Below are 23,117 nucleotides of genomic sequence, written 5' to 3' on the forward strand. Positions count from 1 at the left end.
TGCATGCGGCGGCTTTCCTCAATCATGGCGGCTTTCGCGGCAATTGCAGCAAGCAGCGCAACTGCCGCCCCCTTCACCTATGTGAACGAGCGCTTCGGCACGGTCTGCACCTTTCCCGACGAAATATTCACCGATCGTCAGCCCGAGCCGGAAAATGGCGACGGGCAGGTATGGCTGAGCGCTGACGGCGCCAGCCTAACCTGCTCCGGCATTCTCAACATCGACGAGGACACGCCGAAAGGGTTCGTTGCGGCCGAGAAAGCCAGCAAGGGGCAAGACTACAAGATAACCTACGGCAAGACCGGCAAGGACTGGGCTGTGCTGTCGGGCCGGAAGGATGGTAAGATCTTTTATGAGCGGCGGCTGTTCGGCCGCGATGGCGTCATCCGCACAGTCTGGATCGACTATCCGCCGGCCCTGAAGTCGAAATATGACCCGATGGCCGGTGCCATCGCCGGCAGTCTCAAGGGGCCATGATCGCTGCTGGGACCAAGAGCATTTTAGCCACACCGCAAACAAATCTCTGTTCGCGAATGTCCATCTGATTTACCGGCGGTGTTTTCCCGCCTAGCGTCGCTCTTGTAGCGGTTATCGCTCTTGGGGGATCACATTTATGCGCCAACTTCTTGTTTCGTTCGCAATACTCGGCCTCGCCGCCCTGCCCGCGACTGCCCAGTCGATCGGTGGAACCTACACCGTCGCCGGCACCAATTTCGACGGCTCGTCCTATGGCGGCGAAGCCACCATCACGCTCACCAGCGGGACCACCTGCACCATCCATTGGGAGACCGGCGGTTCTTCTTCCGACGGCATCTGCATGCGCAACGACAATGCATTCTCCGCCGGGTACGTCATGGACAAGGATATCGGCCTCGTCGTCTACAAGGTCGAGGAGGACGGCTCGCTGCATGGCCTGTGGACGATCGCCGGCAAGGAAGGCAATGGCACCGAGGTGCTGACGCCGAAGAAATAGCATCGTCATGGCCGGACAGGTTGCGGGAGGCGAAGCCGCCTCCCGACTACGGCCAATCCAGACATGCTTCCATGCCGGCGAGCGTGGGCGCCCCTGTCCTGGTACAGTCCTTTGCCGTTGCTCTTTCCTGGCGGGCTGTTACAGGCTTGGCGCCAAAGCAACCGGTAGATGTCTTGCCTCTTTCTCCCAATCTTCGCTGCGCGTTGTTCATGATGGTGGCGATGGTTGGCTTCACGCTCAACGACGCCATCACCAAATACTCTTCGCAATCGATGAACATGGCGCAAGTCATGCTCATCAGAGGGGCGTTTGCCTCGCTTTTCGTCGGTCTGTTGGCCTGGCGACGTGGCGCGCTCTTCCAGCCGCGCCTGATGCTGCAGCCGCTAGTGGCAATCCGCGTTCTCGGCGAAGCAGGTGGCACCGTGTCGTTTCTCGTTGCGCTTGCCCATTTGCCGATTGGCAGTGTCTCGGCCGTTCTGCAGGCGCTGCCGCTGGCGGTGACAATGGGCGCCGCGCTATTCTTCGGCGAAGCCGTCGGCTGGCGACGCTGGCTGGCGATCGCCATCGGTTTTGCCGGCGTGCTGGTCATCGTGCGGCCGGGCTTCGATGGCTTCAGCGTCTATTCCCTTGTGGCGCTGGCCAGTGTCGCATGCTGCACCGTGCGCGATCTCGCCACCAAGCGCATTCCTCAAGCCGTACCGACGATGCTGGTCTCGACCGCCACCGCACTCGCAATGACCGTCGTCGGCGCGGTGCTGCTATCGCCGATGGGCGGTTGGACGCCGATGACCGGCAAAAGCACGGCGCTGCTGGCGCTGGCAGCCGTTCTTGTGCTCATCGGCTATCAATTCATCATCATGGCGATGCGTTCGGGCGAAATCTCCTTCATCGCGCCATTCCGCTATACGGCGCTCCTCTGGTCCATCCTGCTGGGCCTGATCGTCTTCGGCGACATACCGGACATGCCGATGACCGTCGGCGCTACCATCGTCGTCGGATCGGGCCTCTATGCGCTTTATCGCGAGCGGGTGGTCGGCCGGCGAAGGATCGTCGCTGAAAGCACGGGACCGGCCATGGCGCCGGATGGAATCTAGCCCTCGAAGTTGCTTGCGATTTCCGGCGGCTGGCATACAGGCTGGGGGCATGAAGCGAGATGTCGCGGGGATCATTCTGGCCGGCGGCCAATCGAGGCGGATGGGAGGCGGCGACAAGAGCCTGTTGCCGCTTGGCAGCGGCTGCGTGCTTGATCAGGTCCTGTCGCGCTTTGGTCCGCAGATGGAAAGCCTGGCGCTGAGCGCCAATGGCGACCCGGCGCGCTTTGCCCGGTTCGGACTGCCGGTGCTTGCCGACACGGTCGAAGGCTTTGCCGGACCGCTTGCCGGAATCCTGGCTGGCCTTGAATGGGCCGTTGCCAGCACGTCTTGCAAGGCGATCGTCACCGCGGCCGGCGATACACCTTTCCTGCCGCTTGATCTCGTCGACCGCCTGGCGGCAGCAGCCGGTAAGTATCCCGGGAAGATCGCCGTCGCCTCTTCGGCCGGCCGGCGACACCCGACCTTCGCGCTGTGGCCGACCGGATGCCGCGACGCCTTGCGGCATTTCCTGGTCGATGAGGACAACAGGCGGGTTTCGGCTTTTATCGAGCGGCACGGCCACGTCGAGGTGGACTTTCCGGTCCTGCAATCCGCCGGCCAGCCGCTCGACCCCTTTTTCAACATCAATGTACCGGACGACCTTGCCCACGCCGTGCGTCTGTTGCAGAGCTTGACGTCATGAACATGCGCGTCTTCGGCATCACCGGCTGGAAAAACTCCGGCAAGACCACACTGACCGAAAAGCTGGTCGCCGAGCTTGTGCGGCGCGGCTGGAAGGTCTCGACGGTCAAGCATGCCCATCATGATTTCGACATCGACAAGCCCGGCGCGGACAGCTTCCGCCATCGGCAGGCCGGCGCCACCGAGGTGGCGATCGTATCCGGCAATCGCTGGGCGCTGATGCACGAATTGCGTAGCGAGAATGAACCTTCCTTGACCGATACTCTGGCACGGCTTGCCCCATGCGACATCGTGCTGGTCGAGGGCTACAAGCGCGAATCCCACCGCAAGATCGAAACGAGGCGTCTGGAAGCGAAGGACCGGACCCCGCTTTCGGTGGGTGATCCCAATATTATCGCGGTCGCCGCGGATTTCGCCGTTGCGGACAAGAGCCTGCCGGTATTCGGCCTCGATGACGTAAAATCGATAGTCGACTTCATCGAACGCACGACCGGTCTCGTTGCTTCAGATGTAACCTAACGGCAGAACCGCATTACCGATTTTGGTGGTTTTGCAGTTGCTTTTTTCTTGGAAAGAGTGGGAGTATCGCCTTAGCGGGCGGTCAAAAGCACCGCCCCACAGAGCCGTTTCGGAACGACGGCCGGGACCATAAAGAGAGGACTATCATGCGTATTGCACTGCGTATCGCGCTCGCCGCATCGGCTGCGCTGCTGACGCTCGGCGTAGCCCAGGCCCAGGAAAAGACCCTGAGGATCGGCACCGAAGGCGCCTACCCTCCATTCAACAACCTCACCGCTGATGGCCAACTCGTCGGCTTCGACATCGACATCGCCAAAGCGCTTTGCGATGAAATGAAGGTCAAGTGCACCTTCGTCGCCCAGGATTGGGACGGCATCATCCCGGCGCTTCAGGCCGGCAAGTTCGATGCCATCGTCGCCTCGATGTCGATCACGCCGGAGCGCCAGCAGAAGGTCGACTTCTCGCACAAATACTACAACACGCCATCGGCGCTCGCAGTGCCGAAGGACAGCACGTTGAAAGGCGTGACCAAGGAAGACCTCGCCGGCAAGACGATCGGTGTCGCCACCACGACCACGCATTTCAACTATGCCTCGAAGACCTACACCGACAGCACCGTCAAGGGTTATCCAAGCAGCCCCGAGGAGCAGGCCGATCTCGCCAATGGACGCCTTGACGCCATCGAGGACGATATCGTGGTTCTGCAGCAATGGCTGGATTCGCCTGATGGCGCCTGCTGCAAGATCCTCGGTCAACCGAAGCCGCAACCGGTCGAGATTTTTGGACCTGGCGCCGGCATTGCGGTACGCAAGGGCGAGACCGACCTGGTCAACAAGCTCAATGCCGCCATCGACGCCATACGCGCCAATGGAAAATACAAGGAAATCAACGACAAGTACTTCAAGTTCGACGTTTACGGCGCCGAGTCCTGATAATTGCGCTAAGGGCGGTAAGGAATTCCTCGCCGCCCTTCACTCATCCCGGGATCGCCACGGAGACAAGACCCGTAAATGCCGGCCCAAAGCATTTGGACACTTCTCAGTTGGGGCCCCGATGGCTGGAGTGACGATATCGCCTATGGCGCGATGGTCACCATCGCGCTTGCCCTTGCAACGCTGCCGATCGGCCTGACGATCGGCTTTTTCGTCGCCTGGGCCAAGCAGTCCGAAGAACCGTCGCTGCGGCTGGCGGCCAACATCTACACCACCATGTTTCGCGGCCTGCCGGAATTGGTGACGCTGTTCCTGTTCTTCTTCGGCATGCCGATCCTGCTGCAATACATCATCCGCTTCTTCAAGCCCGAGGCGACGATCGATGTGGACAGCTTCGTCGCCGGCATGATCGTGCTTTCGCTGATCTTTTCGTCCTATGCCAGCGAGGTATTCCTTTCGGCCTTTCGCGCCATTCCAAAGGGCCAGTATGAGGGTGGCTATGCGATCGGGCTGTCGAAGTGGCTGACCATGCGCAAGGTGATCTTGCCCCAGTTGCTGCGCATCGCCTTCCCCGGTCTCGAGAATTGCTGGCTGAGCCTGCTCAAGGACACCGCCCTGGTCTCGGTGGTCAACCTCGCCGAGACCTTGCGCAACGCCGGCGTGGCGGCGCGCGTCACCAAGCATTCGTTCCTCTTCTATAGCTTCGCCGCGCTGGTCTTCCTCGTCCTGGCGATCCTGTCGTCGATCGCCACCGGGTTCATCTTGCGCTCGCTGGGGCGGAGGGAGGCACGATGAGCATCACGGAAGCGATCGCGGTCGAACGGCCTCCACCACCGGTTCGCGGCTGGCCGCGCACCCGCATCGTGGGGTATGCGCTTGTCGGCCTGTGGATTCTCTTCGGCCTCGGTATCGTTGCGTATCTTTTCTATTCCTGGAACGGCGAATTCTTCGCCAGGTATGCGCCGGCCTATCTGCAAGGCCTGGGAACCACGCTGGCGCTCGTGTCGATTTCGATGGTGGTCGGCGCGATCCTTTCATTGGCCGTCACTTATGGCCGCATGTCGAAGAACCGGATCCTGTCCGGCATCGCCTACTGTTACGTCTATTTCTTCCGCGGCACACCGCTGCTCGTCCAGGTCTATCTGGTCTATTACGGCGTGGGCTCTTTCCGGGTGCAGCTCGAATCCGTCGGACTGTGGTGGTTCTTCCGTGACGCCTTCAACTGCGGTGTGTTTGCCTTCGCGCTCAACACCGCCGCCTACCAGGCCGAAATCCTGCGCGGTGCCATCGAAAGCGTGCCCAGGGGCCAGTGGGAGGGCGCCGCCTCGCTCGGCCTGCACAAGCTGCAGACATTGCGCAAGGTCATCCTGCCGCAAGCGTTCATCGTGGCGTTGCGACCCTACGGCAATGAACTGGTTCTGATGATCAAGGCCTCGGCCATCGTCGCCATCATCACAGTCTACGACCTGATGGGCAACGCGAAGCTCGCCTACGCCAAATCCTTCGATTTCCAGGCCTATGTCTGGGTCGCCATCGTCTACCTGGTGATGGTCGAGATCCTGCGCCATGGCGTCGAATGGATCGAGCGCCGGATCACGATTCACCTGCACCGCTGATACATTCGACGCTGCGCGTCAGGCGGCCTGCCCTTGGCCTGCACCAGTCGATGCGGTAGCGCGCGCCTTGACGAATTCGCCGCATGGCCTAGAGCTTCCGCAACTGAAATCTTCTATTCCGTCGGAAGGACAAAGCATGGCATCGGTGGCATTTCTCGGTCTTGGCGTGATGGGCTACCCCATGGCCGGACACCTGAAAAACAAGGGCGGCCACGACGTCACCGTCTACAACCGCACCCGCGCGAAAGCCGAACAATGGGTCGCTCAACATGGCGGCAGCTTTGCCGCGACACCGGCGCAGGCTGCCAAGGGCAAGGATTTCGTCTTCTCCTGTGTCGGCAATGATGACGATCTGCGCTCGGTGACGACTGGTCCCGAAGGCGCCTTCGAGGCGATGAAGAAAGGCTCCATCTTCATCGACAACACGACGGCTTCGGCAGAAGTCGCGCGCGAACTGGCACAAGCCGCGCAATCGAGCGGATTCTCATTTCTCGACGCGCCGGTCTCCGGTGGCCAGGCTGGTGCCGAGAACGGCGTGCTGACGGTCATGGTCGGTGGCGACCAGGCTGCCTTCGACAAGGCCAGGCCGGTCATCGACGCCTACGCCCGCATGGTCGGGCTGATGGGGTCGGCAGGCGCCGGCCAGCTCACCAAGATGATCAACCAGATCTGCATCGCCGGACTGGTGCAGGGACTGTCGGAAGGCGTCCATTTCGGCAAGAAGGCCGGTCTCGACATCGAGAAGGTGATCGAGGTGATCTCCAAGGGTGCGGCCGGTTCCTGGCAGATGGAGAACCGGCACAAGACCATGAATTCCGGCAAATATGATTTCGGTTTCGCCGTCGACTGGATGCGCAAGGACCTCGGCATCTGCCTGGCGGAAGCCGACCGCAACGGCGCCAAGCTGCCGGTGACCGCGCTTGTCGACCAGTTCTACAAGGATGTGCAGGCCATGGGCGGCAAGCGTTGGGACACGTCCTCGCTGCTGGCGCGGCTGGAGAAGTAGGCGCCCATGTCCCTGCCCGCTCCAGACTGGACCGCGCAGGAGATCGTCGCGCATCTGCGCTCGATCGGCACCGAGGAGAATCGCCGCGGCATGGCGCGGTTCGGCATCAACACCGCGACCGCGCTCGGCGTCGGCAATGTGGATTTGCGGCCCTTGGCGCGCAAGCTGAAGCGCAACCACGAACGGTCCCTGGCGCTGTGGGCTAGCGGCATTCGCGAAGCGCGGCTGATCGCGGCTTTCACTGGTGAGCCAAGGGAGATCACCATTGAGGAATGCCGCCGCTGGGCCGGCGATTTCGATTCCTGGGAAGTTGTCGACACTGTCTCGGACCTGTTCGTGGACACGCCGTTCTGGCGTGAACTGATCGAAGAGTTCGCGGCCGACGAGCGCGAATTCGTCCGCCGCACGGCCTTTGCGATGCTGGCATGGGCGGCTGTGCATCTGAAGAAGGAACCTGACGCGACGTTCCTCCCTTATCTGCGATTGATCGACGCCCATGCCGGCGATGAGCGCAATTTCGTCAGGAAAGCGGTCAATTGGGCGCTGCGGCAGATCGGTAAGCGATCGGTGACGTTGCATGCTCCTGCCCTTGCCCTGGCGCAGAAACTTGCGGTCTCCAGCGATAAGACTGCGCGTTGGATCGGCAGGGACGCCGCGAAGGAACTGTCGAATGGCAAGACGCTCGAACGACTCGCCGCCAGAAAAGTCTGACGGTGCCGATATCCGTTTCACCGAGGTGACGCGGGCAACACGCGTCAGCTTCGAGACCTTGTTCGGGCAGCCCGGCGCGCCGAAATATTGCTGGTGCATGGCCTGGCGGCACGCGGGTCGCGAGCGTATGCAGAACGACGAGAAGAAGCGTCGGATGATGGCGCTCATCGATGCCGGCACGCCGGTCGGCATCCTCGCCCATGTCGACGGAAAGGCCATCGCATGGTGCTCGGTCGCGCCGCGCGAGACCTATCGCAAGCTTTCAAGTCAGCAGGACGACAGCGAGACTGGCGTCTGGTCGATCGTCTGCTTCTACGTGCCAAGGGCGTTGCGCCGCGGCGGCCTTGCTTCGGCCCTGCTCGATGCGGCCATTGACCATGCCTTTGCCAATGGCGCGCGCATCGTTGAAGCCTATCCGGTGGACGAAGCGTCGCCGAGCTATCGGTTCATGGGTTTTCGCGACATGTTTGCTGTTCGCGGTTTCCGCGAGGCCGGCATGGCCGGATCTCGCCGATATGTGATGCGGCTCGAGCATTGACGCCGTTGGCCTCGGCGTCTTTACTCCCCGCAAGGGAAGCGGCCATGAACTGTTTCAAGTCGATCATAGCGCTCGCGGCGGCGTTGTCTCTCTCCATTGCTGGCGCCTCGGCCGCGACCATGCACATCTTCTGGAAGGATTTGCGCCCGGCCACCCAGGCGGTTGCCGGAGATGCCGGCCTGCCGATGATCGCGGCAAAATTGCCCGACCACGGCGAGACGCTGTCCGTTGGCCTGCAGGACAAGACCATACAATTAGCCGGCTATGCATTACCGGTCGATCGCGACGGCGACCTCGTTTATCAGTTCCTGTTGGTGCCGTGGACGGGCGCATGCAGCCACATGCCGACGCCGCCGCCCAACCAGATCGTACTGGTTACGCCCGCCCATCCCTACAAGATTTCGGAAGCTTACCAGCCGGTCGCCGTCACCGGTGCCCTTAAGCCGGACATGGAAAAAAGCCAGCTGTTCATCCTCGACGGCGTCAGCGTCATCCTGTCCGGTTACACCGTCCGCAAGGCGGAGGTGGTCGGTGTCGACACTGTGCCTGATACAATCACCCTGCCGGTGAACTCGCCCTGGACATTCCTCAACAAGAAGAAGAACTGATCGGATCGACGCTCAGGCAGCGTTGGCGCCTGATTCCTTATCCAACACCATGTAGTCGAGCGGGATTTCGGTGGTGTATTTGATCTGCTCCATGGCGAAGGACGACGACACGTCGCGGATTTCGATCTTGGCGATCAGCCGCTTGTAGAACGCGTCATAGGCAGCAATGTCGGGCACCACGACGCGCAGCAGATAGTCGACGTCGCCGCTCATGCGATAGAACTCGACCACCTCGGGAAATTCCTGGATGACCTCGGAAAACCGCCGCAGCCATTCGTGGCTGTGCGAATTGGTGCGGATCGACACGAAGACGGTGACGCGCACATTGACCTTCTCGTGATCGAGAATGGCGACGCGCCGCTTGATGACGCCCTCCTCCTCGAGTTTCTGGATGCGGCGCCAGCAGGGCGTGGTCGACAGGCCGACCTTCTTGGCAACATCGGCAACAGCGAGCGTCGCGTCCTCCTGCAAGAGGCGGAGAATTTTTCGGTCAAGGCGGTCCATCGGAGGCTCCTGGGGAATAGTTTCGCTATATTCCCTTTTATTCAGGCCGTTCACAAGAAAGAAATTCTGCTGATCGGCTTGAAAGCGAGTGATTTCTTGCGGATTGCCTAGGCGATGCGATATCGGATTTCCGACCGCAGGAAAGGCAGCAAATCCATTTCAAACCACGGATTCTGCTTCAGCCAGCCGGTGTTGCGCCAGGACGGATGTGGCAGCGGCAGCACTTTCGGGCCAACGGAATTGTCCCATATGGCCCGCCAGTCCATCACCGTTTCCGTCACCGAGGGACGGCGCGCGGCGCCCATATGCCAGGACTGCGCATAGATGCCGATCGTCAGCACTAGGTCGATCGCCGGCATTAGGGCCATCAATGGCGCGCGCCAGGCAGGAGCGCATTCGCGCCTGGGCGGCAGGTCACCGCCCTTGGCATCCTGGCCGGGAAAGCAGAAGCCCATCGGCACGATCGCGAATTTTTCGATGTCGTAGAATTCGTCGCTGGTCACGCCAAGCCAGTTACGCAGCCGGTCGCCGGAGGCATCGGTGAACGGCATGCCCGACAGGTGCACCTTGGTTCCCGGCGCCTGGCTGGCGATCAGAATGCGGGCGCTGGATGATGGCCGCAGCACCGGTCGCGGCTCATGCCGCAGTGGCTTGCCGATGGGATTTTCGACGCAGATGCGGCAGGCGCGGACCGTCGCGGCGAATCTGTCCAGTTCCACGCTCAAGCGGCGGCACTCGGCCGGCTGGAGATCGCCTGATGCCAACGCAGCACATTGCTGCATTCCTCCGGCACCTCGATCCGTGCCGGCTTCATGAAGTCGATCGCGATCAGGCCGGTGATGTCGGCAATCGAATAGCTGTCGCCGGCGGCGAACTCCCGATTGGCCAACTCTCCGTCGAGGAGTTTCAGGAACGCGACCGCCTTCGGCTTGTTGGCTTCGCCCCATTCGGGGATCTGTGGGATTTCCCATTCCTTCATCGCCGGATGAATATGGCGAAAGGCCTGGGCGACGCAACTGAGCAAATTGAACTCCATCCGTCTTTGCCACATCTCGACCAGTGCCTTGCCGAGCGCGCCACGTCCGAACAGGGCTGGCTCCGGGTGCAACTCCTCGAAATAGCGGCAGATGGCGACGGATTCGGTGATGACGGTGCCGTCGTCAAGCTCCAGCACCGGCAGGCGTTGCAAAGGGTTGCGCGAACTCACCGCTTCGTTCTTGTGCTCCAGCGCGCCCATGTCGATGGATACCAGCGGAACCGAGATCCCCTTCTCTGCGAGGAAAACGCGAAGCCGCCGCGGGTTGGGCGCCCGGCCGCCGTCGAAGAGTTTCATTCGATCCTCCTTCCCTTCCACCAGATACGCTTCACCAGAAGCGAAAGATCTCCCGCACGGCGTCACCGATGGACGCCAGCGTGCCGTGCTTGCGCTCGACAAGCTCGCCGCGATGGCTGGCGCGCCAGTCCTGTGGCCGGTCGAACGTGCCCGCCCAGATACCAACCTTTGTCGCGCGCGCAATCGCTTCCACGTTTTCGAAGTCGCCATAGGCGACGGCCCAGCCGGCCTCGACCTGAGCGCGGTTGAGATCGGTACCGCCGGCCATGCAATCGCCAAGCAACCGGCCATAGCGATCGCGTTGCCAGCCGCTGCAAGTGACCGGCCTGCCGGCGATCAGGCGCACCAGCGACTGGCGCGCAAGCGTACCACAGGGATAATCGGCGTCGTTCTTGTGGCAGGTCTGGGTGTATTCCGGAGCATCGATGCCGCGCATGCGGATGCGTTCGGTGCCAAGCGTGATCGAATCGCCATCATCGACGACGGCCGCACCTTGCGTCTTGCGCGTCTCCACACGATCGAGACGCGCCGCCAGCAGGATCAGCAGACCCAGAATGATCACGGTCAGCCCATAATCCAGCATTTTGCGCCACAGGGTTCCCGCGCGCGGCCTTGGCGACCAGGAATGGCTCATATGGCAAACGGTTGGTTAATCATTCGAACGTAGCTTAACGCCTTGAAATCGCTGCGCGCATAAATTGAAGTTTTTGATGCCCCTGCAACGCTCGAACACAGCGGACAAGTTCATTGTGGACCGCAGGAAGCCGCATCGCAACAGCGATGTCGCGCGTGCGGTGCGCAAGACGCGCGACCGTCTTTCGCAGCAGGCAGGCAATCTTGATTTCGACCGCGAACTCCTGAAGCTCCACGCCCGCGCCATGACAAGCGGCGCCGTGGTCATCCCGCTACTCGTGCTGGCGATCGCCGCGGCTGGCCGGTTCGCCGGCGTCGGCAACGAGATCGGGCTCTGGGCGCTATTCACGCTTACCTGCTACACGATCGTCGCCTTCATGGCGCGGCGTATCGAGCGGACGGAGGCTTCCGAGATCAACCCCTCGCAGGCACGAAGGGAGTTCCTGGCCGGCCATTTTCTTTGCGGTCTCGCCTGGGCCTGGTTCGTCTGGCTCGGCTGCGGCGCCTGCGCCCTCGACCAGTTCCAGGTGGTCAAGGCGGTGGTGCTGCTGCTTGCCATGGCCGGGACGGCGGTCATGGCCTCGTCCCTCAGCGGCGCACTGTTGGCGACCTTCGCCGTACCGGTGGCGCTCTATGCCTATACCGGGGCCAAGCTGTGGATGCCGGTCGAGGCGATCATGGCGGCGCTGCTTGCCCTGTCGTTGCCTTTCTTCGCCTATGTCGCCCGTCACATCAATCGCTCCTCCTTGATGTTGTTGTCGTTCCGCTCCGAAAAGGACGCGCTGATCGCTGAACTGGAAACGGCGAAATCGATGTCGGACGAAGCGCGGCGACGAGCCGAGGACGCCAACTTGGCAAAGTCGCGTTTCCTCGCTTCGATGAGCCACGAATTGCGCACGCCGCTCAATGCCATTCTCGGCTTTTCCGAAGTGATGGCGAACGAAGTGCTGGGGCCGATGAGCAATCCCACCTATCGCGACTATGCTCATGACGTCCATGATTCAGGCCAGCATCTGCTCGATCTGATCAACGAGATCCTTGACCTGTCGCGCATCGAGGCCGGCCGTTACCAGCTCAATGAAGAGCCGGTGATGTTGCTCAACATCGTCGAGGATTGCTGCCACATGATGGAGTTGAAGGCGCGCAACAAGGACATCCGCGTCGTCCAGGATTTCGAACCGACATTGCCGCGGCTGTTCGCCGACGAGCGCGCGGTGCGCCAGATCACGCTCAACCTTCTGTCCAACGCCATCAAGTTCACCGCCACCGGCGGCGAAATCCGCGTCCGTGTCGGCTGGACCGCGGGAGGCGGACAATACATTTCGATCAAGGACAATGGTCCCGGCATTCCCGAGGACGAGATCCCGATCGTGCTTTCAGCCTTCGGCCAGGGCTCGATCGCCATCAAGAGCGCCGAACAGGGCACCGGCCTTGGCCTGCCCATCGTGCAAGGCTTGCTCGCCATGCATGGCGGCGAGTTCGAGCTGCATTCCAAGCTGCGCGAAGGCACAGAGGCGATCGCCATCTTCCCGCTGAGCCGAGTGATGGAAGAGCTGCCGGCGCTGCCGACCGCGGCGGTGGCGGCACGACGGCGGTAGCAGATTTCAGTGCGCGGTCTGCCTAGCGCCGCACTGCTGCCGCCATTCCCGAACTGGTCAGCGCCGCCGCCTTGACCAGGCCCGCGGCAAGCGCTGCCCCTGTCCCTTCGCCATGGCTGATGCCCAGGTCGAGCAGCGGGCGCAAGCCAAGCAACTCGGCGGCCCTGGCATGCGCGGGCTCCGGCGACAGGCTGGCGAGAAGACAGTGGTCCAGCGCTGCGGCGTTCGCGGCGTGCAGCACCGCTGCGGCCGCGGTTGCCGCAAAGCCGTCGAGCAGCACCGGGACGTTCTGCATCCGCGCGGCGAGGATGGCGCCGGCTATCGCCGCGAACTCGCGGCCGCCGACCCTGCGCAGCACTTCGAACGGGTCTTCGAGGTGGCCGCCATGAAAGGCCAGCGCCGCATCGACCACCTCCGCCTTGCGGGCCCGCATCGCCGGATCGGCGCCGGATCCTGGACCAACCCAGTCGGCACCCCTGCCTCCGAACAGCGCGGCGAGCAGGGCGGCGGCGACAGTGGAATTGCCGACGCCGAGATCGCCGAGGCAAAGCAGGTCGGTGCCGCCGGCGATCGCTTCCATGCCAAAGGCCATCGTGGCGGCACAGCCACGCTCGTCGAGCGCGGCATCCTCGATGATGTCGCCGGTCGGGATGTGCAGGGCAAGATCGAACACCTTCAGCCCGAGATCGTTGGCAATACAGATCTGGTTGATCGCCGCACCCCCGGCCGCGCAAAGTTCGACCGCGTTGGCGGTAGCCGCCACCGGCCGTGGCGAAATACCGTGCCTGACAACGCCATGATTGCCGGCAAAGACAGCCATCAACGGCCTTGTCACGGCGGGCGGAGCCCGGCCGCTCCATGCGGCAAGCCACGCGGCGATGTCCTCGATGCGGCCGAGCGAATTGCGCGGCTTGTCGGCCTTGGCAAACAGCGCGCGCACCCGCGCTTCAGCTTTGAGGTCGGCAGCCGGCAGGTTGTCGAGCAGGTTGCGAAAATCGTCGAAAGGCAGTGCACTGGTCATGTCGTGAGCAATCATTCCTGGAGTTGGTAAGCGGCATAGCCGCGTTGCGCGATCGGCACAACCTTCCCTGATCATTGTCCCTGGTTGCCGCAAAGGTGGCCGCGGAAGGTGCGATAGCGAGGGCTTGCATTGGCTTTGCCGTTGCACCATGTGGGAGTGGAAGAGCGGATTGCGGACGGATCCCTCGAGAGAAAGTCATGACGGCCATCGAATCCCCCTGCATCCTGGTCTGTTCGATCGATATGAAAACCGGCTTCTGCTTCGGTTGCGGCCGCACGCGCGAGGAAATCGGCGCCTGGATGGGCATGACGCAGGAAGCACGCCGCAGTGTGATGGCTGAACTGCCGGCCCGGCTGGAAACGGTCGAGCGCCGGCCTCGCCGGGAAACGCGCCGCACCCGCATGGCGCGCGAACGCGACGCACTTTGATGAGGCGTTGATGGGCCGGTTATTCTGGATAGTGATGGCCGTGATCGGGATGGGAGTGGTCCTGCTCATGATCAACGATTCCGCCGGCAGCACGCTCGGCATCGAGAATTACGATTTCGGCCGGCTGATCTGGCTTGGTGCCTTCGGCGCCCTCATCGGCGCCGGCCTGCTTCGCTCCGGCCGCCCCTTGGGCGCCATGGCCCGCAACCTCGGCGCTTGGGTGGCCATCGTGCTCGCGCTGGTCGCAGGCTATCAGTATCGTTACGAACTGCAGGATATCGCCAGCCGGGTCACAGCCGGCCTCGTTCCCGGCAGTCCGCTGGCGCTCGGCGTCGAAGACGGTCACGCGACCGTGACCCTCGACAAGGCCGAAAACGGTCATTTCGAAGCGCGCATCCTGATCAATGGCAATCCGGTACGGGCCGTTGTCGACACAGGCGCGACCAGCACGGTGCTGACCTCGGAAGACGCGCAAGCCGCCGGCTTCAACCCGGCCGCGCTCAACTACACGATCCCTGTTTCGACAGCCAACGGCATGGCACGCGCCGCGGCTGTGAAGACCGACCAAGTGGCGATCGGCGGCATCGTGCGCAAGGACATGTCGGTGATGGTCGCGGCGCCCGGCATGCTGAGCCAAAGCCTGCTCGGCATGAACTTCATCGGCTCGCTGTCGGGCTTCGACGTGCGCGGCGATCGTATGATCCTCAGGGACTAATGTCAGGCCGCTTCGGCTGCGGCTCCCCCGAACTCGACAGCCTCGAAAGCCTTCTTCAGCACGGCAGGCCCGGCGCCGGGCCGCGTCGCGTCCGTCGACAGGATCTGGCGGTAGCGCCGCGCACCGGGCAGCCCATGGAACAGCCCGACCATATGGCGAGTGACATGGCCCAGCCGCCCGCCCTGCTCGATGTGGTATGCTGCATAATCCGCCATCGCATCGATCAGCGCGGCGAAATCGAACGCCTCGGGCTTCGCGCCGTAGAACGCGGCATCGACGCCGGCCAGAATGCCGGGCGTGTGGTAGGCGGCGCGGCCAAGCATGGCGCCGTCGACATGATCGAGATGCACGCGCGCTTCTTCAAGCGACTGAATGCCGCCATTGATGCCGATGAATTTGTTCGGTTTTCCAGCCTTCAGCCGATAGACCCTGTTATAGTCGAGCGGCGGGATGTCCCGGTTTTCCTTGGGACTCAGCCCTTCAAGCCACGCTTTGCGTGCATGCACCCACAAAGCGTCGGCGCCGGCATCGAAAACCCCGTCGGCCAGCGCATCGAGTGCTGGCTCAGGATCCTGTTCGTCGACGCCAATCCGGCACTTGACCGTGACGGGTATTGCCACCCCCGCTTTCATCGCCTTGACGCAGTCGGCGACGAGGTTGGGCACTTTCATCAGGCAAGCGCCGAACGTGCCCGACTGGACGCGGTCGGACGGGCAGCCGACGTTGAGATTGATCTCGTCATAACCGAACGCTTCGCCGATGCGCGCAGCCTCGGCAAGCTTCGCCGGGTCGGAGCCGCCGAGCTGCAGGGCAACGGGATGTTCCGCCGCATCAAAGCCGAGCAGCCTTTCGCGCGCGCCCTGGATGACCGCGTCGGCCACCACCATTTCTGTATAAAGCAGCGCACGGCTCGTCAGCTGGCGATGGAAGAACCGGCAATGGCGGTCCGTCCAGTCCATCATCGGCGCGATGGAAATTGGGCTGCCTAATCCATTCATATTCTTGTCATTTCAAGCTTCAGCCTGTCCAATGGCTCATTGGAGCGACCGCGAAATTCACCTGCGCCCCTATAGCCGAAAGCAGGCCGAATTGCCAGAAGGCGCCATGTCGGCCGCCCCTGTCGCCTGATCGATGTCCTCGGTGGAAACTCGACCTCCTCCCGCGGATGCCGCGCCTTCTCGATTTGAGGAGCGCGGGTCGCGTTGGTTTGCTGCGGGTACCTCTGCGATTTGTCTCCCGAGCAGCCTAGCTCCTGCAGCGGCGCGGCCGGCCGCGCAAAACCACTCGGCGGGGCACCAGACATGGTCAAAAGTGGAGGCGCGCTTTCACCGGAACGGCGGACCTCAGAGGCCCACGCAAGAGCTATCTGAATATGCGCGAAAAATGGCAAGGCCGTTCCTCGCGCCATCCCTACAGCGCCACGTCGACAGCCACAACGCCCTCTGCCAAGCGCGAGAGAGGCTCGCGGAACTGCTTTGGCGAATTGGTCCTCATGAACAAGGACGCATATCCCAGCCAGCCGACCTGCATGGCGCGATCGAAGAGGTATTCCCGACGCTCGTGCAGCCGAGATGCGCGAAGGGCGATCTCAGGTAGTCACCTTCATGGCAGCGCAAAAACCGCCGCGGCCATCGCGGACGTGGCGGTTAAGTTCGAGGCAATGCGGCTACCGCCGCAATGCGTGAACGCTCGCCATGGTGTCGCTGCCTATCGGCATCGCCATGTCATCATCGAGAAGCCGCGTGATCCGGGCAAAGCCGGTGAACGCTTTCCTTGCTTCCTCGGCCGACATCTGGCCCGACAGGGCAGCCGAGCAGCAGTTCAGCGCACACTGATACACAGGGCCACGCCTTCCCGTTGGCCATTTGCGCAGGAAAACCATCGCTTCGGCGACACTATCTACTTCTTCTACAGGGTGTCCCTGCCCGCGCGATATCCGCACGGGCGAAAAGAAATGCAGGCAGTCCATAATTTCCTCCCGGTCGATCGCGATGCGCTCGATCGAACCAAATGAAACGCGTCATCTGGCGGTTGGTTCCACGCAGAACGTAAAATCTTAAAAAAATCCGCCGGTCGAAAGCGGCCACCGAAGGAGCTGGCTACGCCGTCGGGAAAAAGGACAGGCCACTTTACGGTCGGGTGGTATTTCTTTACCTCCAACCGCCCGAACGGCAGTGGTCCCGCTGTGATCGGGCATCGCCTGGACAGCATCGCCGTTACCGAAATTCGAATCACCCGGCCGGTGGGATTCGGCAACGGCCCACCATTGCGGTCCCACGATAATCGCGGTTCGCATTGAATATCTTTAAGGTCAAAGCCGACAAATGGATTGCTTGCCGGTTCCCTAGCGTCAGGCTTAACCTCTGCGGTCAACGCGTGAGGGCGCGTTTTGGCAAAAGGGGACGTTGCAATGACAATACAAGGTGCATCGCCTGACTTATACAACGAGGATCTCGCTCCTGCGAAAATCCGCAATTGGGGACCGTTTTCGATCTTCAACGTCTGGACGTCGGACGTCCATAGCCTCTGGGGCTACTATCTCGCCGCCAGCCTGTTTCTGTTCTGCGGCGGCTTCGTCAATTTTATTATCGCAATCGGCATCGGCTCGCTGATCATCTATGCGCTGATGAACATGGTCGGCTATGCGGGCGTGAAGACGGGCGTGCCCTACCCTGTTCTTGCCCGCGCTTCCTTCGGTATCTGGGGCGCCAACATACCGGCGCTGGTACGCGCGATCGTCGCCTGCTTCTGGTACGGCGCGCAAACGGCGGCCGCCTCCGGCGCGATCGTCGCCCTGCTGATCCGCTCGCAATGGTTCGCCGATTTCAACGCCAGTACGCATTTCCTCGGCCATTCCGGCCTGGAGGTGATCTGCTTCGTGGTCATTTGGGCGCTGCAACTGCTGATCATCCAGAAAGGCATGGAAACGGTGCGCCGCTTCCAGGACTGGGCCGGGCCTGCCGTTTGGGTGATGATGCTGATCCTGGCGGTCTATCTCTGCGTCAAATCCGGTACCTTCGCTTTCACCAGCGACATCCCGATGGACGTGCTAAAGGAAAAGACCAAGGACGCGGGCGTGCCGGGCGAACCGGGTTCATGGACCTCGCTGTTCGCGGTGGCCGCCATCTGGGTGACCTATTTCTCGGCGCTCTATCTCAACTTCTGCGATTTCGCCCGCTACGCGCCGGACAAGGCCGCGTTGCGCAAGGGCAACATCTGGGGCCTGCCGGTCAACCTGATCCTGTTCTCGCTGGTCGCCGGCGTTACCACTATCGCCGCCTATGACGTCTATCACGAGGTGCTGCTGCACCCTGACCAGATCTCGGCCAAGTTCGACAGTTGGTTCCTGGCCGCGCTCGCCGCCTTGACCTTCGCCGTCGCGACGCTCGGCATCAACGTCGTGGCGAACTTCGTCTCGCCGGCATTCGACTTCTCCAACGTCTTCCCACGTCAGATCGATTTCAAGAAGGGCGGCTACATCGCGGCTATCATCGCGCTTGTGCTCTATCCCTTCGCCCCGTGGGAGGGCAGCGCCGCGTCCTTCGTCAACATCATCGGCGCGACGATGGGGCCGATCTTCGGCGTCATGATGGTCGACTACTACCTCATCCGGAAGGGCGAGGTCGATGTCGAGGCGCTCTACCGCGAGGACGGCGAATTCCGCTTCCAGGGTGGATGGCATGTCAATGCCTTCATCGCCGCCGGCATCGGCGCGGTCTTCTCGTCGATCCTGCCGAACTTCACCAATTGGCTCCCGTCCTGGTGGGGCGTCTATGGCTGGTTCTTCGGCGTCGCCATCGCCGGCATCATCTATTATGTGCTGCGCACCGCCGCCGTGGGTGCGGGCGCCAGGATGGCGAAGGCTTGATAGGGAATAGGGCAGTAGGGCAGTAGGGCAGTAGGGCAGTAGGGCAGTAGGGCAGTACCGTTCCCTGCTCCTTATTGCTCTACTCCCTTATCTGCGACCATCTCGGCCAGCCTGCGTACCGTGTTCCAGTTGCGCGACGTGCCTATGCCGAGACGCTTGTGATTGGTCGCGGCAAGCAACCGCGAGCTTGGTCGCTCGCGCGAAAAGACCACCCAGATGTCGCCATCGACATAGACCACCTTCTCATCTGCGGCGGCATAGGCCTGGAGCGTCGCGGCAGTGTCCGGCGGCACCGGCTCCCGCATCACCCGCACAGCTACCTGGTCGCCAGCATCTATAGATTGATCGGCGAATGGATTGCCGGCAGCAAGCTTTAGCCAGTCCTTCGCGCCGCGCACGATGATATCGACATGGCGGCCAAAGGTCTTTTCGAAAGCTGTTTCCAGCCGCTGCTCTAAACTGGAAATCTTGTATGCCCGCGCTTCGAAGACCAGATTGCCGGTCGCAATCAGCGTGCGGGCATTCTTGAGGCCCAAGTCCTCCGCCATTGCCCTCAGGTCGGACATGACCAGGCGCCGCCCTTCGCCGAGGCCAATGCTGTAGAGCAGCGCGACATAAGTTTGCATGGCCAGATCCTCCGGCCTATCGCTCAAACTAGGCGCGACTGTTCCACCGCCGCCTCGATGAAGCTGGCGAAAAGCGGGTGCGGATCGAGCGGCCGGCTCTTCAGTTCGGGATGATACTGCACGCCGATGAACCAGGGATGGTCAGGGTATTCGACCGTTTCCGGCAACACGCCATCGGGCGACATGCCGGCAAACACCAGGCCGCAATCCTCGAGCCGCTGCTTATAGTCGATGTTGACCTCGTAGCGGTGACGATGGCGCTCGGAAATCTGCGTGTCGCCATAGATATCGGCAATCTTGGATCCCTTGGCGAGATCGGCCTGATAGGCGCCGAGCCGCATCGTGCCACCGAGATCGCCGGTTTCCCGCCGCTTCTCCAGCATGTTGCCCTTCAGCCATTCGGTCATCAGCCCGACGACCGGCTCCTTGGTCGGGCCGAATTCGGTCGAGGACGCATCTTCGACGCCGGCCAGCGAACGCGCCGCCTCGATGCAGGCCATCTGCATGCCGAAACAGATGCCGAAATACGGCACCTTGCGCTCGCGCGCGAACTTCGCCGCCAGAATCTTGCCCTCGGAGCCGCGTTCGCCAAAGCCGCCGGGAACCAGGATGCCGTGCACCTTTTCCAGCCACGGCGTCGGATCCTCCTTCTCGAAGATCTCCGATTCGATCCAGTCGAGCTTGACCTTGACGTGGTTGGCCAACCCGCCATGCGAAAGCGCCTCGATCAGCGATTTGTAGGCATCCTTGAGGCCAGTGTATTTGCCGACGATGGCGATCGTCACCTCGCCTTCGGGATTGTGGATCCGGTCCGACACTTTCTGCCAGGGCTCCATGCGCGGCTTCGGCGCCGGATCGATGCCGAAGGCCGCCAGCACTTCCGAATCAAGCCCTTCCTTGTGGTAGGCCATCGGCACGTCGTAGATGTGCGGCACGTCGAGCGCCTGGATGACCGCGCTTTCCCGGACGTTACAGAACAGCGAGAGCTTTCTGCGCTCTTCCTTGGGAATGGCACGGTCTGCGCGCACCAGAAGAATATCGGGCGCGATGCCGATACCGCGCAATTCCTTGACCGAATGCTGGGTCGGTTTGGTCTTCAGCTCTCCGGCCGTCGGGATGTAGGGCATCAATGTCAGATGCACATAGACGGCGTTGTTGCGCGGCAGATCGTTGCCGAGCTGGCGGATGGCCTCGATGAACGGCATCGCCTCGATGTCGCCGACCGTGCCGCCGATCTCGCACAGCACGAAATCATAGTCGTCATTGCCGTTGAGGACGAAATTCTTGATCTCGTCGGTAACGTGCGGAATGACCTGCACCGTGGCGCCGAGATAGTCGCCGCGCCTCTCGCGCTCGATGATGTTCTTGTAGATGCGGCCGGTGGTGATGTTGTCCTGCTGATTGGCCGAGCGGCCGGTGAAGCGTTCGTAGTGGCCAAGATCGAGATCGGTCTCGGCGCCGTCATCGGTGACGAACACCTCGCCATGCTGATACGGCGACATCGTGCCGGGGTCGACATTGAGGTAAGGGTCGAGTTTTTTGATGCGTGCGCGATAGCCTCGCGCCTGCAGGAGAGCCCCAAGGGCCGCCGCAGCTATGCCTTTTCCAAGTGAGGAAACCACGCCGCCTGTGATGAATACATATCGCGCCATGGGATTCATCGCTTAACGCGGCCTGATTGATTCCGCCAGAGAAAAAACCGCCGCGAAGGATTTTTCTCGAGAAGGCGCCGGAGACGAGGCAAAACAAAAGGGCCGGCTGAGCCGGCCCTTTCGGCATGTTGGTGGAAGCGTCAGATGATGACGACTTTGGTGCCGATCCTGACGCGGCTGTAGAGGTCCATGACGTGCTCGTTCATCATCCGGAAGCAGCCATTGGAGGCGCTGGTTCCGATCGACTGCGGCGCGATCGTGCCATGGATGCGCAGATGCGTGTCCTTCTTGCCGTCATAGAGGTAGATGGCGCGCGCGCCGAGCGGGTTCTGGCCGCCTCCAGGCATGCCGTCCTTGTACTGGCCGTAATGCTTGGGCTCGCGCTTCTGCATGTCGAGCGTCGGAATCCAGCGCGGCCATTCCTGCTTGTCGCCGACAGCAACGGTGCCCTTGAACTGCAGGCCTTCACGGCCGACCGCGATCGCATAGCGACGGGCGGTGGACGATGATTCGACGAGATAGAGACGGCGGGCGCTGGTGTCGATGACGATGGTGCCTGCTTCGTAGCCGGTGAACTCCACGTCCTGCGGCACGAATTCCGGTTTCACCTTGAACGGCTTCTTGGCGTCTCGCTTGGCAAGGGCCGAGTCAAGGGCGCGCGTCTCGGGCAGATAGCTTATCGACGATCCGGAAGAGGTGCCGCCGAACAGGCCTGCGAACAGGCCGCCACCGCCAGTGTTCTGCTTCTGGCCTAGCGCCTCGCTGCGCAACTCGCCATTGTTACCGGTCAATGCGACGTTCATCGCCTCGGCTGGGATTGGTTCGGCGGACTGGATCGGCTGAATCGGCGCCAATGGTTCGATGATCCTGATGGTCTTCTTGGAAGGCTTCGCCTCGGCCACTTCGGTCGCCGGGGCACTCTTGCCCTTGTTGGCCAGGAAGGCCTGCCGTTCCGCCTCGGCCTTGGCTTTTGCCGCCTCGCGCATCGCCAGCTTCCTGGCTTCCAGCGCCTTGGTCTTGGCATCTTCCTTGTCGGCGGCGACCTTGGCCTCGATCTTCTCGATCTGGGCGAGATCGGCCGGCGTCGGGTTTTTCTTCTTCTTGAGAAGCCTCAACTGCGCCGCATCGCTCTTGACTGCGACGTTGATGGCGTCGGTTTTCTCGACCGACTGATTGGCGGCCAGATTGGCCGGTACGCCGGCGAAGGCCGGGGAACCGAGGCCAAGTACGGCGCAAAGTCCCAGGAGAATGAAGCTGCGAAGCTGCATGGCGAGATCCGATCGTTCAATGCTTGTTGCCCACGGCGTCGCCCGGCGTCCCCCAAGGACACCGAAAATGCCGCGTGCAATCTATAGTCGAATAAGCTCGGCGGTCTCAAGCGCGAGACCTCGCTGCTACGCGTCGAATCTTCGTGATCGCGCAGCATTTGCCGCGACTGTGTTCAAACGACAACAGGTCGCGGTTTGGGAGAAGTGGAGGCTACTGGTTCGGGACCTGCGGTGCCGCCGGCGCGGTGTTGGTGGCGCCGTTCGTCGCCGGCGACGTCGAGCCGGCGGCGGGCGCGGTAGCCGGTGCCGGAGGCTTCGTGGCGGCGTCATTGCCGGATGGCGGCGTCGGCGTGGCAGTGCCGGCTGGCGCCGGGGCCGTCGTGCCGGGCAATTGGTTGAGCACGCCCTTGCCGGCGCCGTCCGAGGTCGCGGGAGCCCGATCGAGAATGTCGATCGGCTTCTCGCCGTAGCGGGCAATGATCGACAATGTCAGCGACGTCACAAAGAAAGCAGCCGCCAGGATCGCCGTCGCACGCGTCAACGCATTGGCGGCGCCGCGCGCCGTCATGAAGCCCGATCCGCCACCAATACCAAGGCCGCCGCCTTCAGAGCGTTGCAGCAGCACCACGCCGACAAGGGCGAGCACGACCATGAGATGGATGACGATGAGTACGGTTTGCATAGTTTATCCTGGCAAGGCCCTGCCCGGCCGCGGACACGACCGGTGAATTGGAGGCGGCTCAATACAATGCTTTCACGGCATTTCCAAGCCCGTGGCCGGAATATGGGAAGC

At 62.1% G+C, this 23,117-nt stretch carries 27 protein-coding genes; 16 read left to right on the plus strand and 11 right to left on the minus strand.

The features are described from left to right. Positions 1–3 precede the first annotated feature (3 nt). The 12 genes from FJ958_RS03615 to FJ958_RS03670 all read left to right on the plus strand — a co-directional run bounded on the left by FJ958_RS03615 (position 4) and on the right by FJ958_RS03670 (position 8,678). Positions 4–477, plus strand: a complete 474-nt coding sequence (locus FJ958_RS03615) for a hypothetical protein (protein ID WP_140739518.1) — start codon at positions 4–6, stop codon at positions 475–477. A 136-nt stretch (positions 478–613) separates the two neighbouring features. Next, a complete protein-coding gene (locus FJ958_RS03620) occupies positions 614–973 on the plus strand; it encodes a hypothetical protein (RefSeq protein WP_140739521.1) in 360 nt (119 codons plus the stop codon). Between the two features lie 173 nt (positions 974–1,146). Further along, complete coding sequence (locus tag FJ958_RS03625) at positions 1,147–2,067, plus strand: DMT family transporter (RefSeq protein WP_140739524.1); 921 nt, start codon at positions 1,147–1,149, stop codon at positions 2,065–2,067. Between the two features lie 49 nt (positions 2,068–2,116). After that, a complete protein-coding gene (mobA, locus tag FJ958_RS03630; protein ID WP_140739527.1) occupies positions 2,117–2,749 on the plus strand; it encodes a molybdenum cofactor guanylyltransferase MobA in 633 nt (210 codons plus the stop codon). After that, positions 2,746–3,267, plus strand: a complete 522-nt coding sequence (gene mobB / locus FJ958_RS03635) for a molybdopterin-guanine dinucleotide biosynthesis protein B (RefSeq protein ID WP_140739530.1) — start codon at positions 2,746–2,748, stop codon at positions 3,265–3,267. The genes mobA and mobB overlap by 4 nt, the downstream gene beginning before the upstream one ends. A 146-nt stretch (positions 3,268–3,413) precedes the next feature. Beyond that, positions 3,414–4,199, plus strand: a complete 786-nt coding sequence (locus FJ958_RS03640) for an ABC transporter substrate-binding protein (protein ID WP_140606937.1) — start codon at positions 3,414–3,416, stop codon at positions 4,197–4,199. Between the two features lie 78 nt (positions 4,200–4,277). Next, positions 4,278–4,994: an ABC transporter permease gene (locus tag FJ958_RS03645; RefSeq protein WP_140739533.1), complete on the plus strand. Its 717-nt coding sequence runs from the start codon at positions 4,278–4,280 to the stop codon at positions 4,992–4,994. Beyond that, positions 4,991–5,815: an ABC transporter permease gene (locus FJ958_RS03650; RefSeq protein ID WP_140739536.1), complete on the plus strand. Its 825-nt coding sequence runs from the start codon at positions 4,991–4,993 to the stop codon at positions 5,813–5,815. The genes FJ958_RS03645 and FJ958_RS03650 overlap by 4 nt, the downstream gene beginning before the upstream one ends. A gap of 136 nt (positions 5,816–5,951) precedes the next feature. Next, entirely contained in the window at positions 5,952–6,821 is an 870-nt protein-coding gene (locus FJ958_RS03655; RefSeq protein ID WP_140739539.1) for an NAD(P)-dependent oxidoreductase, read from the plus strand. Positions 6,822–6,827: 6 nt separating this feature from the next. Further along, positions 6,828–7,532 carry a DNA alkylation repair protein gene (locus FJ958_RS03660; RefSeq protein ID WP_140739542.1) on the plus strand — a complete coding sequence of 235 codons (705 nt, stop codon included), beginning with the start codon at positions 6,828–6,830 and terminating at the stop codon, positions 7,530–7,532. Then, positions 7,492–8,070 (plus strand): GNAT family N-acetyltransferase, encoded by a 579-nt coding sequence (locus FJ958_RS03665; RefSeq protein WP_140739545.1) that lies wholly within the window; start codon positions 7,492–7,494, stop codon positions 8,068–8,070. The genes FJ958_RS03660 and FJ958_RS03665 overlap by 41 nt, the downstream gene beginning before the upstream one ends. Positions 8,071–8,114: 44 nt before the next feature. Beyond that, on the plus strand, positions 8,115–8,678 hold the full coding sequence (locus FJ958_RS03670) for a DUF3299 domain-containing protein (protein ID WP_140739548.1): 564 nt from the start codon (positions 8,115–8,117) through the stop codon (positions 8,676–8,678). A gap of 12 nt (positions 8,679–8,690) precedes the next feature. Here the strand turns inward: FJ958_RS03670 and FJ958_RS03675 are convergent, their stop codons facing one another. The 4 genes from FJ958_RS03675 to FJ958_RS03690 form a co-directional block, all read right to left on the minus strand. Then, positions 8,691–9,182, minus strand: a complete 492-nt coding sequence (locus FJ958_RS03675; RefSeq protein WP_006205209.1) for an Lrp/AsnC family transcriptional regulator — start codon at positions 9,180–9,182, stop codon at positions 8,691–8,693. A 107-nt stretch (positions 9,183–9,289) separates the two neighbouring features. Next, complete coding sequence (locus FJ958_RS03680; protein WP_140739551.1) at positions 9,290–9,964, minus strand: uracil-DNA glycosylase family protein; 675 nt, start codon at positions 9,962–9,964, stop codon at positions 9,290–9,292. Beyond that, positions 9,904–10,515, minus strand: a complete 612-nt coding sequence (locus FJ958_RS03685; protein ID WP_140739554.1) for a glutathione S-transferase — start codon at positions 10,513–10,515, stop codon at positions 9,904–9,906. Before FJ958_RS03685 ends, FJ958_RS03680 begins: the two co-directional genes overlap by 61 nt. 31 nt (positions 10,516–10,546) lie before the next feature. Further along, positions 10,547–11,149 (minus strand): thermonuclease family protein, encoded by a 603-nt coding sequence (locus tag FJ958_RS03690; protein ID WP_140739557.1) that lies wholly within the window; start codon positions 11,147–11,149, stop codon positions 10,547–10,549. Between the two features lie 76 nt (positions 11,150–11,225). On the opposite strand from FJ958_RS03690, the gene FJ958_RS03695 reads away from it, so the two are divergent. Then, a complete protein-coding gene (locus FJ958_RS03695) occupies positions 11,226–12,746 on the plus strand; it encodes a HAMP domain-containing sensor histidine kinase (RefSeq protein ID WP_140739560.1) in 1,521 nt (506 codons plus the stop codon). A 22-nt stretch (positions 12,747–12,768) separates the two neighbouring features. Here FJ958_RS03695 and FJ958_RS03700 read toward each other — a convergent pair whose 3' ends face one another. Beyond that, on the minus strand, positions 12,769–13,767 hold the full coding sequence (locus tag FJ958_RS03700; RefSeq protein WP_140739563.1) for a nicotinate-nucleotide--dimethylbenzimidazole phosphoribosyltransferase: 999 nt from the start codon (positions 13,765–13,767) through the stop codon (positions 12,769–12,771). A 197-nt stretch (positions 13,768–13,964) separates the two neighbouring features. Here FJ958_RS03700 and FJ958_RS03705 point away from each other — a divergent pair, with 197 nt between their 5' ends. Both FJ958_RS03705 and FJ958_RS03710 read left to right on the plus strand, forming a co-directional pair. Continuing rightward, positions 13,965–14,195 carry a DUF1289 domain-containing protein gene (locus FJ958_RS03705; protein ID WP_140739565.1) on the plus strand — a complete coding sequence of 77 codons (231 nt, stop codon included), beginning with the start codon at positions 13,965–13,967 and terminating at the stop codon, positions 14,193–14,195. 10 nt (positions 14,196–14,205) lie between these two features. Beyond that, positions 14,206–14,910, plus strand: coding sequence for a TIGR02281 family clan AA aspartic protease (locus tag FJ958_RS03710; protein ID WP_140739568.1), 705 nt, complete (start codon positions 14,206–14,208; stop codon positions 14,908–14,910). Between the two features lie 2 nt (positions 14,911–14,912). Here FJ958_RS03710 and dusA read toward each other — a convergent pair whose 3' ends face one another. Both dusA and FJ958_RS03720 read right to left on the minus strand, forming a co-directional pair. Then, a complete protein-coding gene (gene dusA / locus FJ958_RS03715) occupies positions 14,913–15,908 on the minus strand; it encodes a tRNA dihydrouridine(20/20a) synthase DusA (RefSeq protein WP_140739571.1) in 996 nt (331 codons plus the stop codon). Between the two features lie 668 nt (positions 15,909–16,576). Continuing rightward, positions 16,577–16,879 (minus strand): DUF982 domain-containing protein, encoded by a 303-nt coding sequence (locus FJ958_RS03720; protein WP_140739574.1) that lies wholly within the window; start codon positions 16,877–16,879, stop codon positions 16,577–16,579. 441 nt (positions 16,880–17,320) lie between these two features. Here FJ958_RS03720 and FJ958_RS03725 point away from each other — a divergent pair, with 441 nt between their 5' ends. Next, on the plus strand, positions 17,321–18,778 hold the full coding sequence (locus FJ958_RS03725; RefSeq protein WP_140739577.1) for an NCS1 family nucleobase:cation symporter-1: 1,458 nt from the start codon (positions 17,321–17,323) through the stop codon (positions 18,776–18,778). A 71-nt stretch (positions 18,779–18,849) separates the two neighbouring features. Here the strand turns inward: FJ958_RS03725 and FJ958_RS03730 are convergent, their stop codons facing one another. The 4 genes from FJ958_RS03730 to secG form a co-directional block, all read right to left on the minus strand. Further along, complete coding sequence (locus FJ958_RS03730) at positions 18,850–19,404, minus strand: DUF1697 domain-containing protein (RefSeq protein ID WP_140739580.1); 555 nt, start codon at positions 19,402–19,404, stop codon at positions 18,850–18,852. A 23-nt stretch (positions 19,405–19,427) separates the two neighbouring features. After that, positions 19,428–21,065 carry a CTP synthase gene (locus FJ958_RS03735; protein ID WP_140739583.1) on the minus strand — a complete coding sequence of 546 codons (1,638 nt, stop codon included), beginning with the start codon at positions 21,063–21,065 and terminating at the stop codon, positions 19,428–19,430. Between the two features lie 131 nt (positions 21,066–21,196). Next, on the minus strand, positions 21,197–22,324 hold the full coding sequence (locus FJ958_RS03740; RefSeq protein WP_140739586.1) for a L,D-transpeptidase: 1,128 nt from the start codon (positions 22,322–22,324) through the stop codon (positions 21,197–21,199). Between the two features lie 211 nt (positions 22,325–22,535). Further along, the gene (secG, locus tag FJ958_RS03745; RefSeq protein ID WP_140739589.1) at positions 22,536–23,006 is read right to left on the minus strand and encodes a preprotein translocase subunit SecG; all 471 of its coding nucleotides are present in this window, start codon (positions 23,004–23,006) and stop codon (positions 22,536–22,538) included. Between the last annotated feature and the right edge of the window lie 111 nt (positions 23,007–23,117).

Source organism: Mesorhizobium sp. B2-3-5 (genome assembly GCF_006442395.1).
GTDB lineage: Bacteria > Pseudomonadota > Alphaproteobacteria > Rhizobiales > Rhizobiaceae > Mesorhizobium.